A 17,896-nucleotide genomic window follows, 5' to 3' on the forward strand; every position below is an offset into this window, starting at 1 on the left:
AAGTATTGATTAAGCAGGCGGATTGGCTTGGTATTCCGGCTTTACGCTCGTGCGGCCTGAGGTGCAGTTGATCGCGCATGCCTCGATGCGCGTGTCGTCCTGCTGCACTTCGATGCCGACCGCGGCGCGAACTTCGGCCTGTTCCGGGGCGAGGGGCGCTATGTGCTGTGCGGCTACGTACGGCAGTAGCACCCGATCCCGCATCGGGTTCGGTCAGCGCAAAGGCGCCAATCGTTCGTCCCGCAATCAAATCGGGCAGGAATCGTGCTATTTGCTCTTGGCCTTCAACCCTGAGCAAAGCTGACACAAGCAAAGAGTTTTGGATCGAGACTATGGTCGAAAGCGCTCCATCAGCCGCAGCGAGTTCCATTAGGATCAAGGCGCAGGACACGAAAGTCCGGCGCCCCTTCGCAGTGTCTTGGTGGATGCGTGAGGCTCTGTGAGCTGCCACATCGCTGTCGCTTGTGGCCAGACCGCACACCTGACCAAGCGACGAATACGGAGTTGAAGGTAGCTGCCGGATTGTCGTGCCGGGCGATTCCACGGGGCCACCCTGCGCATTGGCGCGGCGCCGCAGGAGGGTGCCAGACAGGTGCATAAAGGCTGCCTTCCATGTCTTTGTAGGGTGCGATCCGCAACGGATCGCACCCTACAGCCAAGGCGCCTGCGCAGCGCGGCCAACCGGCGAGCGCCACGCCGTCGGTCAATTGGCGGGCAAATCGGCGCGGCCATGAAACAAACGCGTCAATGATCTTTGCCCGGAAGGCGATTTCGCGCGCGGACGGTAGGTCAGGCCGTTTTGGCGTCCAGTGTTCCGGCGACCAGGTTACCTGCATGGAACACGGCCTTGCGCGGTGCGAGGCGAGCCACCGCTTCCGCCGAGCAACTTGCAGGGACTAGCACCATGTCGGCCGCATCTCCCGCTTTGGGCCAAGCCTGTCTACCCGTCGCATCAAGCGGGGTGGGGCCGCCGGTGGCGATCTTGAGCGACTGGGAGATGCCGAACTCATCGCTCCAGCGGTACAGTTCACATGCGAGCTTGGCTTTTTCCAGCACATCGCCGCTGCCGAACACCGACCAGTGATCTTCGACGCTGTCAGTGCCGGTGTACACATTGACGCCCTTGTCGAGCAGGATCGGGATCGGCATTACCTTTCCTCCGAAAGGCAGCGTCGAGGCGACCGACATATCCAGGGAAGCCAGGCGCGTAGCCAGTTCCTCCATCTCAGACGCGGGGATCGACATCAACGAGAAGGCGTGGCTGATCGTCACCTTGCCGCGCAGCGAAGGTTCGCGCTCCACGGTATCGGCGATGCGGCGGATCGCTGCGATGCCGCTGGCACCGGGCTCGTGCAAGTGGATGTCCACGCTCTTGTTCATGTCGAGCGCAATCTGCATCATCGCATCGACCGACTTTTCCATGCCGCCGTCAAGCGTGGTGGGATCGATCCCGCCTACGTGCGTCGCGCCAGCGGCCATTGCGGCGCGCATCGTCGGGATCAGGTTAGCACTGACGAAGCCGTGCTGCGGGAAGGCGACGATCTCGTGCCCGAAGCCGTCTGCGCGCTGGTCTAGCGCATGCTTGAGCAATTCGACATGCTTGGTGCCGACCACCGGATCGACGTTGCAATGGCTGCGCGCGAAGGTCGTGCCGTTGGACTGCAACAAGTCGACGAGCTTTCCGGCGCGCTCCTCCAGCGTGGGAAGCATCTGCGGTAGCAGCGTCTGCTCCAGCACGATCTGGCCGCGGATGCCGCCGGTGCGCTTGCGCGGGGGAACCCAGGGACCGCCGTAGAAAGTCTTGTCCAGATGAATGTGCATGTCGCGAAACGAGGGCAGCAGGAGCATTCCCGCGCCGTCAAGCACCGCGGTCCCGGCCGGGGCGGGTGCGTCGGCCGGGAGGATCGCGGCGATCCTCCCATCCTGCACCAGCAGCGAGGCCTTGTCTGTATCGGTGCCGACGACGTCGGCGCCTTCGCGCTTGTAGCCGGTTTCCAGCAGCACGTTGCGCAGCAGGAAGCTAGCGCCGTGCACCGCTGCGTGCGGGCCCTTATTCGCCGCCGCGAAGGCGGGCGAGGTGACTCCGGCGGCACCGGCTGCACCGGCGACCAGTGCGGTAGCGAGTATGCCTCGGCGAGAAAGCTGCATTTCGGTTCTGTCCATCATCCTGGTCCCTTACCTCAAATTCTCAGAACTTGAACCGTGCGCCGATCTTCATCTGCCACACCGACTGCGTGTTGAAGCTGGTCGCCGCCCGGCCGACGAAGCTGTCGTACTGATAGAAGTTGCCCTGCGTCGCACAGGCTCCGGCGATCTGGCAATTGCGTGCCACGACGTTGGCCGAGACATAGGGCGACGGGATCTGCTGCAACACGCCCCACTTCTTGTTGATGAGATTGCCCAGATTCTCGACGTCGAGGTAGATCTCCGCCTTCGCCCCTTCGGGGAAGAACCCGGGGATTTCCTGGCTGATGCGCATGTCGATGGTGGTGATCGCCGGCGCCTTGAAGGCATTGCGCGGAGTGATCTTGCCCGCGTACTTGAGCAGGCCGTTGTTCTTGAGGAAGGCATTGAACGCCTGCAGGTCGAAGCCGGCGCCATAGGTTACGATCGGATCGCTGCCCGCGGTCACCTGGCCGCCCACCGTCTGCGGTACGTAAAGCAGCTGGCGGTTGCGGGTGGCCAGTGCGCCGTTCTCGCCAACCAGCATGTCGGCGGCCATGTTGGCATTGGCGCCTACGTCGAAGGTATAGCTGAATACCTGGCCCGAGCGGCGCTGACCGAACAGCGTCAGTCGCGTGCGGTTGTCGCCGAAGAAGGCATGCGAATAGCTGATCGACAGCTTGGACAGGTGGCGGAACTCGTAGTTCGAGGTGGCCAGCGCCGGATCGTTCGGATCGGAGGTCGCCACGCCGCTGTAGTTTGAGGAGGCCACGGTAGTAATGCCGGGGTTGATGTCCTTCGAACGGATGTAGGTATGCGAGAACATCGCCTCCAGTCCGGCGAGCGGGCCTTCCCGCCAGTTCTTGGCAAGCGCCAGGCCGACCTGGTTGCCATATCCCTTCTTGGTATTGGTCACGAGGATGTCGTTGCGGTTCTCACGCCCAGGCAGGAACGTCGGGCGGCCGTCCGGTGCGGGCGGTCCCTGATTGGCGTCGGCATAAAGTTCCTTCCACGCGACCGCGTTCTGCACTTCGGAGTGAATGAATTCGCCGGCTATGCGCCAGCCGTTGCCGAAGGCGCCCAGATCGAATTCCTTCTGCGCGCCTATCGACATCTTCCACGTCGACTGCGGCTTGAAGTCCTTGTCGAGAGCGTTGATCAGCCCTTGCCCGAGCGCAGCGCTGGCGGAATTGGCCTGCTGCAGCGCCGGATTAACGTTGAAGCCGTCGACGTTATTAAGGCTGGCGAGGCACGCCGCGCTGGCCGTGTCGTTGCGGGTGCATGTGACGTTACCCAGCATCTGCCCGGTGTTGTAGTAAGTGTTGGCCGTCCATACCGTCGGCGAGCCACCGCCGAACAGGCCGATGCCACCATAGACGGTCAGTGTCGGATCGGGTTTCCAGTTGAAGCCGAAGCGTGGTTGCAGCAGGTGCTTGCCGTCGAGGTTCTCGGTGTTGGAGATGCCGTAGCGCGCCATCACCAGCGGGTTCTCGTCGGGGCGGTCGGACTGCTCGAAGAAGTCGTAGCGCAGGCCTGCCTTGACCGTCAGTTCGGGAAGCACCGCCCACTCGTCCTGTAGGTAGATCGTATTGGTGGTGGTACGCAGGTTGAACCCTGCATCTGCCTTCTGGTTGCTTGCCGCATTGGCGTAGCTGACCGACGATGCATTGCCCGCCCGCAGATCGTCCAATGAATTGAAGACGTAGGAACCGTTCGCGTTCTGGACGAAAAGGTCCCAGATCTTCAGCATTTCGCGCTCGTAGCCGGCGGTGATGCGATGCGATCCGGCGGTATACGTTGCCTTGGCGCGGTATTGCTGAAGATAGGTGGTCAGCTCGTTGGCCTGATAAGAGGCGTTGGTGCCGGCATAGATGCTCGGTCCCGTGGTGGTACCGTTGAGATAGACGCGGAACTGCGCGAAATCGTTACCCGCCAAGGGATGGCCGGGGTTGTCCATCTTCTTGTAGGATGCGCTGAACTCGGTGCTGAAATTGTCGGTCCAGTCGGAGAAGACCTGCGCCTTGTATACCTGCAGGTTGTTCTGCCGTTCCACCAATTGCGACAGCAGGCCAAGCGACGTGCTCGAACCCGTGAGCGTGTTGCCGATGGCCGAGACCGAGGAGCCCTTGGTCTCTTGGTAGGATACCGTGGCGCGGTGGCCCGGCGCGATGTTCCAGTCCAGCTTGCCGAAGAACTTTTCGTCCCGCACGGGCAGCTTGGTAGCCTCGTAGCCGAGCGGATCGTAGCCGTACCGGTCCTTCAGGATCTGGCGCACCTCGTTGGCCTGCTCGACGCTGACGCCGGGCACCTGATTGGCGAAGTCTGAGCCGGTGGGGCCGACCAGTGAGGGTTCGGAGCGGCTGAATTTCTCGTAGTTCAGCGTGAAGAACAAGGTGTCCCTGATGATCGGTCCCGTTAGCGTGGCGCCGAAAGTCTTCTCGGTGAACTTGCCGGTCAGGCGACGGTTCTGGCGAGACCCCTCCTGGAAATCGGTGTAGCCGAACGAGCTGCCCTGCAGCGCATCGCCGGTATATTCATAGAAGACTTGACCGTGGAAGCTGTTGCCGCCCGACTTGGTCGTGGCGTTGAGCGTGCAGCCGCCGAACGCGCCGTAGTTCACGTCATACGGCGCCAGTTCGACACCCAGCGTCTCGATCACGTCGATCGAGATCGGTGAGCGCTGGGTGGGATAGCCGTTGGCCTGGAGGCCGAAGTCGTCGTTCTGACGCACACCGTCGATGGTGAGCGAGTTGGTGCGGTTGTTCGCGCCGCCACAGACCAGCGCATCGCTGTTTGATGGGTCGACTGCGACGAACGGGTTCATCCGTGCCAGATCCTTGAGGTCGCGGCTGATCGATGGCGCGGCCTCGATCTTCTGCGCCGAGAAGTTCGAGCTGGGCCCGGTTTTGAGATCGCCGCCTCCGAACGAGGAGCCGCTTACCACGATCTCGTTCACCTCGCCCATTGAGAAGTTCGCCTGGAAGGCATCGCCGGTGTTGATCGCGGCAACGTCCACTGACTTGCTGCCGAAATCAAGCGAGGTCGCAGTGATCCGATACGGGCCACCCGGGCGCAGGTTGCGCACGGCATAGACGCCGTCGTCGCTGGTAGTGGCGGTGGTCGTTGTGCCCGACGGGACGTGGACGATAGCGACCGATACGTCCCCCAGGGGATTGCCCTCCGGATCGGTCAGGCGGCCGTTGATGGCGCCAGTGATCACCTGGGCATGTATCGCGCTGGGAACGATGAGCGCGATCCCCATCGCACTCAGAGAAAGACCGGCAGCCAGCTTCGCAATACGCATGATCGTTACCCTCATGATTGATCGAAATTGCGACCGGAGGTGGTGCGGCGGACTGTTGCCCTGCCGACACCCGGCGACCTGATCGCTTGTTGCGAATCATGTCATAATCGCAACTTCGTCGATGATCCAACATTAAATCGTCGACGATCTATGATATTTTCGAGAACATTACTTTCTACGGCTTGGCTGGGCTTCAGCTTGGCGCAACCTTTCCGGATCCAATCACTGATCGTCGGGTCGGAACGATCTGAAAGTTATATCGTTGACGATATATCTCCACGTTGCAGGTTGGGTTGGCCGTGATCTGCGGCGGCTCACGGCAGTGCTCCAGGCATCTGGTGTGCGGTGAAGCGTAGTTAGGGATGGGGTCGGGCCATGACCGGATCGGGCGAGGGCGTCATTCTACGGTTCGATTGACGAGCTTTGACGAGGCCGCGCATTATAGGTGACGGACTGCCGGTGGGGCTGGGCCGTCAGAGATGCCTGGTCTCGAGAACACCATGTGGTGCCCGGTCGATCGCGGCTTTCGCGCCTCTTCCTAAGGCCGAGCGGCAGTGTCGTGCCGCCGTCATGTATTTGTGAGGCAAGCATTTCGAAGTCCATTTGGACGACGAATTCTCTCGAACCTAGGATGCTAAAGGCGCGATGAGTCTCTCGACCAGCTTATAGTGTAGATCGGCGCCGATTGCCTTGAAAGCGATGTGGGTGGCCGTGCCGAGGATTGGGTTAAGTGCTCATCCCAGGTTCAACATCTGCGCGAGGGTCTGTGTCGAGCCGCTGCGGTCGAGGCTGATATTGTCCTCCAGTGCTCGCAGATGGCGGCCCATCTCGGCACGTGCCGAGGCGACGTCGCCTTTCTCCATGTAGTCGACGATGCGGCCATGCTCCGCATGTTCGCATGCAGTGTTGCCAAGTGGCTGATACAGCGCAACGATCAGCGAACAGCGCGTCATCAGTTCGGTGAGGTAGGCGGTGAGGATCGGGTTGTCCGCGACCGCCGCGATCCGCAGATGGAATTCGCGCGCGCAGGCGGCCCAGGTGGGCTGGTAGGGGTTTTGCGTTAGCTCGTGTTCGCTCGCCAGCAGTTGGCGCAGATCGGCCAGGTCTTGTGCGGTGCGGCGCCGCGCCGCGATCTCGACGATGGAGACCTCTAGCGCGCGGCGCGCTTCGAAGATCTGCCGCGTTTCCTCCGGCGTAGGCGCTGCGATGACGGCGCCCTTGTTGGGACGCAGTTCGACGATGCGGTCGTGCTCCAGCCGCTGCAGCACCTTGCGGATCACCGCGCGCGAAACCTTGAAGAGCTCACACAGTGCCGGTTCGGGTAGCTTGGTCCCGGGCACCAGCCGCTGGTTGAGCACGCTGTCAAACACCGTCTGATAGATGTGCTGCTCGACATCGACGCCATGCGCCGCGACACCCGCGCCCAGATTTGGCGCGGCCTCGGCTTTGCGAGCCCGGCGACGAGGTGAAGTGGCAACGCGGCCTTTGTTTGACAAGTCGTTGCTCTGCTTCATGATCCAAAACTACCTTCCTGGTATATCGCCATCCTCAGGTCCCGACGCTTCACTCTCAAAATCATCGGCGAATGCATCGTACGTCTTTTTGCACTGAATCGCGATCAGAATGCAAGAAAAATAATCTACGATCATTGGTGTTAATCGTTGACGTTTTATGCATGGGATTGTCGCGAAGGGGTGGCGAATTGACTCGGTAGTGCCGGGGGACACTCTTCATGAAAGGAAGCGTCACGGCAAGTATATCGACCAACAAGTTTAGACCAAAAGGTCGTGAGCAGGCGGTCCGTATGGTGCGGGATCACACCGGCAACCATCGGCCTCGCTGGCGGGTGTCAGCCCGTCACCTCATCCAGGACTGATGCGTTGTACCCCCGCCGAGGGCGCAGACCCGGCGCGCTGCGCGGCGACCTCTGCAAGCTCGTGTCCATGCGCTGGCCGGGCCGATCACGTTGGAGGGCAGCAGCGATATGGACACGTCGGTGTGATGCATCGAGACGGCTAATTGCATAGAGCGAGCCAACGGTCCCATTCGGGAAGCGGCTTGACTTTCGACGCCAATCTAGGGGCAGGACCCCTTGAGGCGAGTTGGATCATCGTGAGGGGATAGTCTTCAGTCTGGTTCGCTAGGCTTCGTGATCTTTGCCATGCGGGCATTGTACTTCACCGTCTTGACTGCGATCGAAGTCTCCACATGGTGGACCCCCTTGATGGAGAGTATCTGGTCAGACGCGGTCTCCACCAGCATATCGAGTTCTTCGAACAGGCACATCGCGGTGATGTTGAACTGTCCCATGGTCAGCAGCACCGCATTGATCAGGGGCAGTTCGGAAATGGCCTGCGCCACTTCACGAACGCGGTCTACCTCTGCCTGGACATTGATAAAGGCGAGGCGCGACTTGCGGGCGATCTCATATCCCGTGATTGCCGTGAAGGCGAGGAGGCCATCCTGCTGAAGGCGCTTGATGCGGCCGCGAACAGTTCCTTCGGTGACGCCAAGTTCGGTCGCAAGGCGGCGGTTCGATACCCGCGCGTCGTGCGCCAGAAGGCGGATCAGGTCCTGATCGAGCTGGTCGAGCATAAAGTCGGACATGGGCTCAGCGCTCTCCTTCGATTGGAGCGACTTCAAACTGGTACTTGACGACATCGACAACAACGGCAGGTGTCATCGATCGGATTCCGCGGACATTGGCAAGATTATCGAAAAGGAACCCGTTGAGGTCCGCAAAGTCGTGCAGCGCTACCAGAACGTCAATGTCGTAGCGGCCGGTCACGAGGTGTACCGCGAAGATCTCGGGCAGGTTCGACAAATCCTTGGCGACTTCCGAAGCGGGGCGGCCGTCGATCTCGATCGCGATCTTCATGAGCACGTTGAAGCCATGGGCCGCGAAGTCGGACACGCCGACGACGCGCAACTGGTTTGCATCCTCCATCCGCTTGATGCGGGTGGAGACGGTCGTCGCGGTCAGGCCCAGGGCCTCGGCAATCTGCTGATTGTTGGCCCGTCCGTTGAGGCGGAGTTGCTCGACGATCGCGTGATCGGTCGCATCGAAACTGATCGACTGGTTCATGTCGCCCGAAATTGCCCTAATTGCTTTACGCCCGGATGCTTTGCGCAAGGTGCCTCCTTCGTCAATCGCGACACGCGCTTTTTTCTGTTCTCCGGTCGGTGTTTGCCCGGGAATATCCTTGCCCTTGACGCGTTTCGCGGTTCCGGGGCGATCATCCATGCTGCATCTCGCGATGCTCTTCCAAGCGGAGTCCGCTGCTCAATTGGGCGACTGCGTCGGCTGCGCCGCGCATGGCGCCTTCAATGTAAGTGACACCCGTGGCATCGCCGAAGACGTGGACTTTCATCCCCGCCGTCTCGAGTGCTTCGGCAAGTGACGTATCGCCATGTGCGCCGCGCGCGACGATGACGTTGCCGGCGCGCACCGACTGCGCGTGGCCTTCGGCGTCGGTGAATGTCACGCTGTCCTTGCGGATCGCTATCTCGGAAACCCCGGAATGAAGACCCACGCCGTGTTCGGCGAGTTCCGCCAGAATGCGCATGCGGCGCACCAGCATCAGGCCCTTGCCCATCCGCGGCGCTTCGTCGATCACGTGGACCTTGCGGCCGCGCTCCATCAGGAATTCGGCCAGTTCGAGGCCGACCAGTTCGCCGCCGACGATTGCGATGTCGTCGGCCAGCGGCATCCATGCGTGGGTGGCCTTGCGCACCAGCGAAAGGTTTGCCGTTGCGCCGGTCGCGGCGCCGATCTTCGTTGCCATGCGCGAGAAAAGGGAGGTCTTGCGCTTCAACTCCGAGGTGGTCTCGCCCAGCATCAGGTTGCGCATGTCGTCGCCCGAATAGACGTGGTCGAGGTCATTGCCGGGAAGCGGCGGCATGTCGCGCACTGCGCCTGTCGCAACGAGAACGGTATCGACGCCCATCCCGCGCAGCAGTTCAGGGGACGCAACGGTCGAAAGCCTGATTTCCACGCCCGCCTCGGTGACCTGTCGGCGCAGCCAGTTGAGCAGCCGCTCGTTCGGCTCATAGGCCAGCGAGGCGAAGCGCAGCGTGCCGCCGAGGCGATCCGACTTCTCGATCAGCGTGACCTTGTGGCCGAGTGCAGCAAGGCGGCGTGCCGCTTCCATGCCGCCGGGGCCGCCGCCCACGACGGCGATGTGACGAGCGGATTTAGCGGGAGCCGGCTCACCCTGGTACTCGCGGCCGAGCTGCGGGTTGACGGCGCAGCGTACCATGTCGCCCATGTAGATCGCCGAGATGCAGGTATAGCAATAGATGCACGGGCGCACTTCGTCGGGTGCGCCGCGCGTCAGCTTTGCGGGCAGGTGCGGATCGGCCAGCAGCTTGCGGCCCATGGCGACGATGTCGAGTTCGTTCTTGCCGATCGCCTTGTCGGCGACTTCGGGCTCGATGCGGCCTGAGCCGATTACCGGGATCGAGACGACCGACTTGATCCTCGCGACCGCATCCAGGTTCCAGCCCTCGATGTGCGGCGTGTGCGATTCCGAATGAAGCTTGCCCAGGTCGGTATTGTGATAAGCAGTGACGGTAATTGCGTCGGCACCGGCCTCCTCGACAATTTGCGCGAATTGCTGTGCAAGCTCGATGGTGATTGCGTTTTGCTTGCCGATTTCGCGCGAGTCGATCTTCATCCAGACCGGGAAGTCCGGCCCGACTTCGGCGCGCACCGCACGCAGGACGTCGAGCGCGAGACGAGCGCGGTTTTCGAGGCCGCCGCCATATTCGTCGGTGCGGTTGTTCGTATAGGGCGAGACGAACGAGGAGAGCAGGTAGCCGTGGCCGCCATGGATTTCCACGCCGTCGAATCCGGCCTGCTTCGCGCGCCGTGCACCATCCGCGAACTGGCGGACGACGAGGTCGATGTCGGCCTTCTCCAGGACTTTGACCTGCGGGACTGGCAGCCCCTGCATCCCGGCGCGTTCCTCCATCAGGAAGTAGTCGGTGAAATTGGCCTTCGGGGCGGGCGGGTAGGCCGGGGCCCAGAGCTGCTCGCCATGGGCAAAGGCGGAATAGGCTGCGACAAGGCCGCCGTGATGGAGCTGCGCGGCGATCTTTGCGCCGTGCGCGTGGACGCGGCGCGTCAGTTCGGTGAGGCCGGGCACGAAGCGGTCATCCGAGATCGCCGTCTGGTTGACTGAAACCCCGCCCGTAGGCCAACCGACCCCGGTTACGCCGGAAATGATGAGGCCCGCCCCGCCCTTCGCCTGCTCCTCGTGGTAGGCGATCAGTCGCTCGCCTACGGTGCCATCCGCCTCGGACAGACTGACGCCCATGGCGGTCACCGCGATGCGGTTGCGCAGCGTCATTGCGCCGATACGACCTTCCGACAGCAGATAGGGAAACTGATTGGATGACATTAACTGGTGCTCCGCCTCTCGTGGGCTGGCCTTGCCGGTACGCCCTCTCCTCGCCGCGATCCGTTCGTCACGGCCCGCTTTGTTGAAGGTGGTATCGGTGCGATCACCAAAACGCAATAAATAAGCTTACTAATCACGCAAAATGACCAGTAATGTGATCGCATACAAGAAATCGCGTATTGCGTATCGGATTGGTCTACGCTCAATTATCCGCGCATTCGACGCGCCCCGGCACGGCCGGGGCTGCTTGGTGAGGAGAGATTGTCCATGAAGGAAAGGCTTGAAGGCAAAGCCATTGTCGTTGTAGGCGCGGGCACGGGTATCGGAGCCGCTACGGTGAGGCGCCTGTGCCTTGAGGGCGCGCGGGTCTGTGCGGCCGATATCAACCTCGATGCCGCTGCGGCGGTGGCCGAGGAAATGGTCGCGGAGGGCCGTGAGGCCTTCGCGGTGCATGTTGACATTGCCGAGGAAGCATCGGTCCGCGAGGCATTCGCAGGCGCGATGGGCGGATTGGGCAGGCTCGACGGCGTGCATGTCAACGCGGCTGATCTGCGCACGATATTTGCCGACAGCGACGCGTTGGATGTCGACCTTGGCGTGTTCGACCGCACGATCGCGGTGAATTTGCGCGGGCATCTGCTGTGCACGCGCCAGGCATTGCCCGCACTGCGCAAGTCCGGGGGCGGGGCCATTGTCTATACCTCGTCCGATGCCGGCGACGCTGGGGAGCCGGAGCGCCCCTCCTACGCCATGTCGAAAAGCGCGCTCAATGCCCTTGTACGCCATGTCGCCAGCCGTTGGGGCAAGGAAGGGATAACGGCCAATGCGGTCGCGCCGGGTTTCGTGATGACGCCGGAAATGATCGCGGGCGGACAAGTGCCGGAGCCGTGGATCGCGCATTGCCTTCAAGGCGTCCATTCAACGCGCCTGGGCAAAGTCGAGGACATCGCCGCGATGGTGGCGCTGTTGCTTTCGGAGGACGGGCGCTGGGTGAACGGTCAGGTGATCCATGTGAACGGCGGTGCGTTTTACCGCTGATCTGTGGCCTGGCCGCTTATCCGGAAAGGTGAGCGATGAGCGTGACGAGCTGCGCCTGGCGCCTCACTCCGGTCTTGGCGAAGACCGAGCGCAGCTGCACTTTTGCAGTGTTGTGCGCGATGCCAAGCGAGTGCGCCGCGTTCACCAGCGATTCCCCGCCCGCGATTGTCGAGGCGAGCCGCGCTTCGGCGGGGGTCAGGCCGAAGAGTTCGCGCAGGACCTGGGGTGATGGCAGTTCCTCGTGACCGGGTTGCGAAAGGAGGAGCGCCAGCGCGCCGCTGCCCGAGCCGACGGCCGGGACGTCGATCGGCCGCGCCGTCGCCATGAGATCGCCGTTGACGGGTCTTTCGATGCGAAAGCGGGTCGGTCCGTCGCTGTAGTTTTCCGTCAGCATCGTATCGATACGCCGGGCATCGGCGGCATTGTCGAATGTCAGCCACTGGCCGGAAAGGTGAACGCCTTCGCCCTCGTCCAGAAGTTGCTCTGCCAGCGGGTTCCTGCTCACGACGTGGCGGTCGCGGTCGAGGACGACCAGCCCTATGCCCATGCCTTGCGCTGCCGAGTGGAAAGCGCCGTGCTGTGCGCCGGCAAACTGGAGTTTCTCGAACAGGGCGATAGCAAGGCGCAGATGCGGCACGAGCCCCTGCATCTTCGCTATATCGTCGGGACGGAACTCCGGCTCTGTTTCGATGCGGGTGACGCGAAAGCGTGCTTCGAAGCCGCGGGGAAAGCGCAGGTCAACGCCGATCACCTGCGCGCTGTGCGCTTCGCGCATGTATCCGCTGAAGGTTTCGTAGGTTTCCTCGGGCAATCCGGCAAGGAAGCCGCGATAGGTCATGACCTCACCTTCGGGGAGGCCCCGGAACGGGTCCTGCGCGAAATAGGTTCGAATGTAGTCTTCACTGCGCTGCGGGTCCGCGCCAGGCGTGATGAAAGTGGCGGGCATTTCGTTGCCCGGCGTGGTGATGATCAGCGTCGCGTAAGTCGCTTCCATCCACTCGGCCAGCGCCTTGAGAAAGGCCTGCCACGGGCGTTCGTCATCGATCCCGCCATAAAGCGCGGCAAGCAGGTTCGAGAGGGCGAGCGCTTCGTCCTTCATGCCGCGATCCATAACGCGAGAAGGGGCGCGGGGACCAGTCCCCCACGCCCCTTTCCGGAATGCTGTGCCGGGCTTCAGCCGACTTCGGCGAGGGCCTTGGCCTTTACTTCGGCCTGCGCGCGGAAATGCGGGATGACCTTGTCGCCGATGTTGGTGATGGTCTCCATGATCTTGTCGTGCGGGATGCCGCCCATCTGGAAGATGAAGAGGATCTCATCGGCGCCGGCGTCGATCAGGCGTTGAACGTAGCGGATACAGTCGTCGGGGGTGCCGTAGGCGTCCTGCGCGATGGTGTAGTTCGACAGGTGCTCGTCGCCGACCGGGATTGCTTCTTCGGAGAGATAGGCAACGGTCTGCTGCTTTTCCTGTTCGAGGATGGCGGCCTGCTCGTCGCCGCTGAGCTGGTCATCGACGGTCGGCTTGGGGCCGCCCTGATACCAATAGGCAATCGACTCGGCGAAGAATCGTTGGCCGCGCAGGCCGATCTTGCGGGCTTCCTCGCGGTCGTCGAGCACGGTTGCGGCGCAGAGCGCGGCCAGGTGCTCGGTCGGACGGAAGCCGACCTGGTCCTCGGCCTTGCGGTTCCGGAACGCCTCGCGGTAGATCGCGTTCTTCTTGGCGATCTCGTCGGGACCGGAGAAGCCGAGCACGAGCGCGCCGATGCCGCGGGAACCGGCCGCCACCAGCGTGTTCTCGCGGGTGCAGGCCATGTACATCGGCGGATGCGGGTCCTGATAGGGCTTGGGATGGATCGGGCGCTTGGGAATCTTGATGTATTCGCCGTCGTGCTCGATTTCGTCCTGCACCATGATCTTGGGTATCAGGTACATGGACTCGTCGATCATCGGCTGGAGGTCGGCGAGGTCATAGCCGAAGGTGCCCGCTTCCTGCTGCGTGCCGCCCTTGCCGACGCCGAAGTGGAGGCGGCCCTGCGAGAGGATGTCGAGCGTGGCTATGCGCTCGGCGACCTTGACCGGGTGGTTCATCGCGGGCGGCAGGCAGACGACGCCGTGGCCGACATGGATGCGACTGGTCGCGCCGGCGATGAAGGCCAGCACCGTCTCGGGCGCGGACATGTGGGCATACTGGGTGAGCGCGGTGTGCTCGACGCACCAGATGCAGTCGAACCCCTTTTCCTCGGCCAGCTTGGCCTGCTCGACGATCTGGAGAAACACCGCCTGCTCGTTCTCGCGGCTGGTGTCCACCATCTGGGCTTCGTAAATGATCGAGAATTTCATCTGTCGCTTCTCTCCCGCCCCGTAAAATGGGCCTTTGTTCTGGTTGCCGGGAGACAGGCTAACGGGTCGCCGAGCTGCACGCATAACCCAATCAGGTTATGAATCGCGTTGTCTCGGCGCGGTCTTGTTCTGCACCTTCTCTTAGCTCGAATGGGTTATGCGGAGCTTTCTTCCTCGATGTAGAAAACAGTCCAAGAGCAACGTTTCCGGGACGAGGATTTATGACTGCAACGAATGGCAAGCGAAGCGTGAAGACCGCGATCATCGGCGCCGGCATGGCCGGCATCCTGGCCGCGATCAAGCTGCGTGAGCGGGGCGAGGAATTCGTCGTTTTCGAGAAGGCCGAGCGCATCGGCGGAACCTGGCGCGAAAACCGCTATCCGGGGCTGACCTGCGACGTGCCCTCGCATGCCTACACCTATTCCTTCGAACCCTATCCCGACTGGAAGGCCAACTTCGCTGGCGGGCCGGAAATCCAGTCCTATTTCGAAATGGTCACCGATAAATACGGCATTCGCCGCAATATCCGCTTCGGCTGCGAGGTGACTTCTGTCGATTGGAGCGAGGACAGCTGTCTGTGGACCGTCACCTTGGCTTCAGGCGAAACTTACGTCGCCGACGCCGTGGTCGCCGCGTCGGGCGTGCTGCATCACCCCAACATTCCGCAGATCGAGGGACTCGACAGCTTCGAAGGTCCTGTCTTTCACACCGCCCGCTGGGATGACGATGCGCCGATCGATGGCGCCCGCGTCGGCCTGATCGGCTGCGGCTCGACCGGCATCCAGATCGTCACCGCGATCAACAAGCGCGTCGAACGCCTCGTTCATTTCCAGCGCAGCCCACAGTGGATCCTGCCGGTCGAGCAGTTCGAGTTCACCGACGAGCAGCGCGCGGCATTTCGCGCCGATCCCAAGTTGATCGATGCGATCCGCTACAGCGACGAATATATCGGCGCGGTGCTGCGCTTCACCAAGGGGATCACCGAAGTCGACGGCCCGGAAATGACCGCGATCGAGGATCTGTGCCGCGAGAACCTGGAGAAGTCGGTCCGCGATCCGGATCTGCGCGAGAAACTGCGGCCCGATTATCGCGCGGCGTGCAAGCGCCTGATCTATTCATGGTGCTATTACGAGGAAGTGCAGAACCCGTCCGTTTACGTCGAAACCGGCGGCATCGAACGCGTCGAACCCAAGGGCGTGCGCATGAAGGACGGCACCTTTCACGAACTCGATACGCTCGTGCTTGCTACCGGCTTCCGTGCGGACCGCTTCATCCGTCCGGCCGGAGTGACCGGGCAGGGCGGGCGCACGCTCGACGACTTCTGGGCGGTCCGTCCCAGCGCCTACTATGCCGTGGCCATTCCCGGCTTCCCGAACTTCTTCATGCTCAATGGACCGACGGGGCCGGTCGGCAACTTCTCGCTGATCGACATTGCCGAGCGGCAGTGGGGGTACATCGACCAGCTCATGGACCGCCTGCGCAATGGCGAGGCGCGCTATATCGCACCGAAGGCCGAAGCTCACGCCGATTATGAGGAGCGGCGCATTGCCGCAGCCAAGACGACGATCTTCGGATCGGGCTGCTCGAGCTGGTACCTCGATGCGACCGGTGTGCCTTCGAGTTGGCCTTGGGGCTACCAGGACTTCGCCGATGCGATGGTCGCGCCCAAGTTCGAGGATTACGCTCTCTCAGCCTGAGTGGGGACCTATCGGCGCCGTGCAAACGGCGCCCCCTGCTCGGGTAAGGGGCCGGATATGCGATTTGTCCGGCCCCTTTTTCCTATCCGCGCTGGGAGGAGATGTTGCCGCCGTCGACCACGAGTTCGGCCGCGGTGATGTAGCTTGCCTCGTCCGACAGGAGGAAACGCACGACCCGGCCGATTTCCTCTGGATCGCCCAGCCGTTCCAGCAGGATGCGGCGCTCGAAGTAGCCCTTTTCGAGGTTGTCGACTGCCGGGCGCATCATCGGCGTCAGGATCTGTCCTGGCGAGACCGAGTTGATCCGGATGCCGTCGCGCGCGAGCCTGTCGGCCAGTGAACGCACCAGCGAGAGCATGCCGCCTTTCGCCGCCGAATAGATCGGATTGACCGCATTGCCCAGCGTGGCATTGATCGAGGTGATGGCGACGATCGCCGAGCCGGGATTGCCGGCAAGGTCGCCCACCATCGCCTGTGTCATGAAGGCGAGCGCGCGCAAGTGGATGTCGATCCCGGCCTGCCAGTTGTCGATTGTTATACCTTCAAGTGAACCGGTATCGACGATACCCGCGCAGTGAACGAGGCCGCCCAGCGGTGGCAGTGCGGCACGGCAGCGATCGAGCGCGCTCGCGAAGTCGTCGGTGCGGCGCATGTCGACGCATTCCACGTGGCACCGGGTTCCGGTCTCGTCGCGGATCTGCGCGGCGGCACGCTCCAGCGCTTCCTCGTTGATGTCCCAGATGGCGACCGGGCGGCCGACCGCAGCAAGCGCACGGGCAGAGGCAAGGCCAATGCCCGAGGCGCCGCCGGTGATGACCACCGACGACTGCGGGCTTCCCAGAGCAGGGGCCAGATCAGGGGGGCGATTGTTCGTCATGTTGAATGCCTTTCACTTTTCGCAGGTAGTCCTGCTTGTTGTCTTTTTCCGTCAGGAAGTGGCGGCGCGGGGCTGTCCTCAACGCTGGCGGGAGAGGCGGCTCACCAGCGCCTTCGCCGCGTTCTGGCCTGTTCTGGCATTCGAGCCATAACCCAACTGCATTACGGAGATGGTGATGGAATCGCGCACTGCGACCGATTCGTCGTCTTTCTGCGCAGGCGTCGGCTTGGCCTGGTTCATGTCGATCACGATGCCGGGCAGGGCGACATCGCCGGCGCCGAGCGCCTTGGCCATCGGCGACTGGCTCATGTCCTCGACGAAATGGACGCCATAGGCGTCGTATGTGCCGACCCGGGTGAGCTTCCAGCGGGCATTCTCGAGCTGGTGCGGGAAATTGACGTTCAGCGAAGTGCCGGTGGGAAGCAGCGGTTTGTTGCTCGCCTGCTTTTCCAGCGCATCGAGCAGCTTGACCGAGAGCGATGCGATCTCGGCCGACTGCGGATTGGCGAGCGTCTTGTTGTCGGCTGTTTCCTCGCCGGCGCTCAGCGCGATCGCGGGAATGCCGCGGGCCGAAGCGTACTGGACGACATTGACCGTGCCCGAGCTGACGATGATGCTGCCGATATTCTGCCCTTCGTTGGGACCGGACAGCACGAGGTCGGGCGCATGGCCCCAGCGCTTCTGCGCCAGGACGTCAATTCCGTAAAGCAAGGCCATGACCGGCGTGCCGTCGACGTAGTGGAAGTCCTGCTTCGCTATGCCCGGGCGCTCGATGGGTCCGACCGCGGGCGCGCCCTTGGGAGCCGCGCCGTTGTGGCAGTCCTGAGCCAGCGGACCAAGGGGGCGCAGGAACTTGACCGCTGCGCCCATGCCGCTCTGGCCCGTGCAGGGAACCGAGACGATCACATCGTCGCCGCGCGATTTCAGGGCGTTGTAGAGCGCAATGACATTGCTGGTGAGCCCGTCGTCGTTCGCAATGACGATGTTGCGGGCATCCGCGGCTTGCGCCGCCAGCAGGAGGAAGGGAAGGCACGCGGCCCCCAATCGCTTGTGCATCAATGGTCCTTTCAGGAATGAA

Annotated in this window: 13 protein-coding genes and 1 pseudogene; 2 read left to right on the forward strand and 12 right to left on the reverse strand. The window is 62.5% G+C overall.

What is annotated here, in order from left to right:
* Positions 1–9 precede the first annotated feature (9 nt).
* The 8 genes and pseudogenes from J3474_RS22675 to J3474_RS08355 form a co-directional block, all read right to left on the reverse strand.
* Complete coding sequence (locus J3474_RS22675) at positions 10–192, reverse strand: hypothetical protein (RefSeq protein ID WP_242528320.1); 183 nt, start codon at positions 190–192, stop codon at positions 10–12.
* Positions 170–391, reverse strand: a pseudogene (locus J3474_RS22980) (acyl-CoA dehydrogenase family protein); the annotation flags it as partial. The pseudogene J3474_RS22980 and the gene J3474_RS22675, both read right to left, overlap by 23 nt.
* Positions 392–789: 398 nt before the next feature.
* Positions 790–2,163, reverse strand: coding sequence for an amidohydrolase (locus J3474_RS08330; RefSeq protein ID WP_242528273.1), 1,374 nt, complete (start codon positions 2,161–2,163; stop codon positions 790–792).
* Positions 2,164–2,188: 25 nt separating this feature from the next.
* A complete protein-coding gene (locus tag J3474_RS08335) occupies positions 2,189–5,467 on the reverse strand; it encodes a TonB-dependent receptor domain-containing protein (protein ID WP_242528274.1) in 3,279 nt (1,092 codons plus the stop codon).
* Between the two features lie 734 nt (positions 5,468–6,201).
* On the reverse strand, positions 6,202–6,981 hold the full coding sequence (locus tag J3474_RS08340) for a GntR family transcriptional regulator (protein ID WP_207093774.1): 780 nt from the start codon (positions 6,979–6,981) through the stop codon (positions 6,202–6,204).
* A 613-nt stretch (positions 6,982–7,594) separates the two neighbouring features.
* Positions 7,595–8,074 (reverse strand): Lrp/AsnC family transcriptional regulator, encoded by a 480-nt coding sequence (locus J3474_RS08345; protein WP_041558260.1) that lies wholly within the window; start codon positions 8,072–8,074, stop codon positions 7,595–7,597.
* Between the two features lie 4 nt (positions 8,075–8,078).
* Complete coding sequence (locus J3474_RS08350; protein ID WP_041558258.1) at positions 8,079–8,552, reverse strand: Lrp/AsnC family transcriptional regulator; 474 nt, start codon at positions 8,550–8,552, stop codon at positions 8,079–8,081.
* A gap of 151 nt (positions 8,553–8,703) precedes the next feature.
* Positions 8,704–10,869: an NAD(P)/FAD-dependent oxidoreductase gene (locus J3474_RS08355; RefSeq protein WP_207093775.1), complete on the reverse strand. Its 2,166-nt coding sequence runs from the start codon at positions 10,867–10,869 to the stop codon at positions 8,704–8,706.
* 267 nt (positions 10,870–11,136) lie between these two features.
* Here J3474_RS08355 and J3474_RS08360 point away from each other — a divergent pair, with 267 nt between their 5' ends.
* Complete coding sequence (locus J3474_RS08360; RefSeq protein ID WP_013836568.1) at positions 11,137–11,907, forward strand: SDR family NAD(P)-dependent oxidoreductase; 771 nt, start codon at positions 11,137–11,139, stop codon at positions 11,905–11,907.
* A gap of 16 nt (positions 11,908–11,923) precedes the next feature.
* On the opposite strand, the gene J3474_RS08365 is transcribed toward J3474_RS08360, so the two are convergent.
* Both J3474_RS08365 and J3474_RS08370 read right to left on the reverse strand, forming a co-directional pair.
* The gene (locus tag J3474_RS08365; RefSeq protein ID WP_207093776.1) at positions 11,924–13,006 is read right to left on the reverse strand and encodes a helix-turn-helix transcriptional regulator; all 1,083 of its coding nucleotides are present in this window, start codon (positions 13,004–13,006) and stop codon (positions 11,924–11,926) included.
* 74 nt (positions 13,007–13,080) lie between these two features.
* Positions 13,081–14,244 carry an LLM class flavin-dependent oxidoreductase gene (locus J3474_RS08370; protein ID WP_013836566.1) on the reverse strand — a complete coding sequence of 388 codons (1,164 nt, stop codon included), beginning with the start codon at positions 14,242–14,244 and terminating at the stop codon, positions 13,081–13,083.
* A gap of 221 nt (positions 14,245–14,465) precedes the next feature.
* Between J3474_RS08370 and J3474_RS08375 the strand changes: the two genes are divergently transcribed.
* Entirely contained in the window at positions 14,466–15,941 is a 1,476-nt protein-coding gene (locus J3474_RS08375; RefSeq protein ID WP_207093777.1) for an NAD(P)/FAD-dependent oxidoreductase, read from the forward strand.
* An 82-nt stretch (positions 15,942–16,023) separates the two neighbouring features.
* Here J3474_RS08375 and J3474_RS08380 read toward each other — a convergent pair whose 3' ends face one another.
* Entirely contained in the window at positions 16,024–16,818 is a 795-nt protein-coding gene (locus J3474_RS08380) for an SDR family NAD(P)-dependent oxidoreductase (protein WP_207093778.1), read from the reverse strand.
* A 78-nt stretch (positions 16,819–16,896) separates the two neighbouring features.
* The gene (locus J3474_RS08385; RefSeq protein WP_207093779.1) at positions 16,897–17,874 is read right to left on the reverse strand and encodes a 5'/3'-nucleotidase SurE; all 978 of its coding nucleotides are present in this window, start codon (positions 17,872–17,874) and stop codon (positions 16,897–16,899) included.
* Between the last annotated feature and the right edge of the window lie 22 nt (positions 17,875–17,896).

The sequence above is a fragment of the Novosphingobium sp. PY1 genome, assembly GCF_017312445.1.
Classification (GTDB): domain Bacteria; phylum Pseudomonadota; class Alphaproteobacteria; order Sphingomonadales; family Sphingomonadaceae; genus Novosphingobium.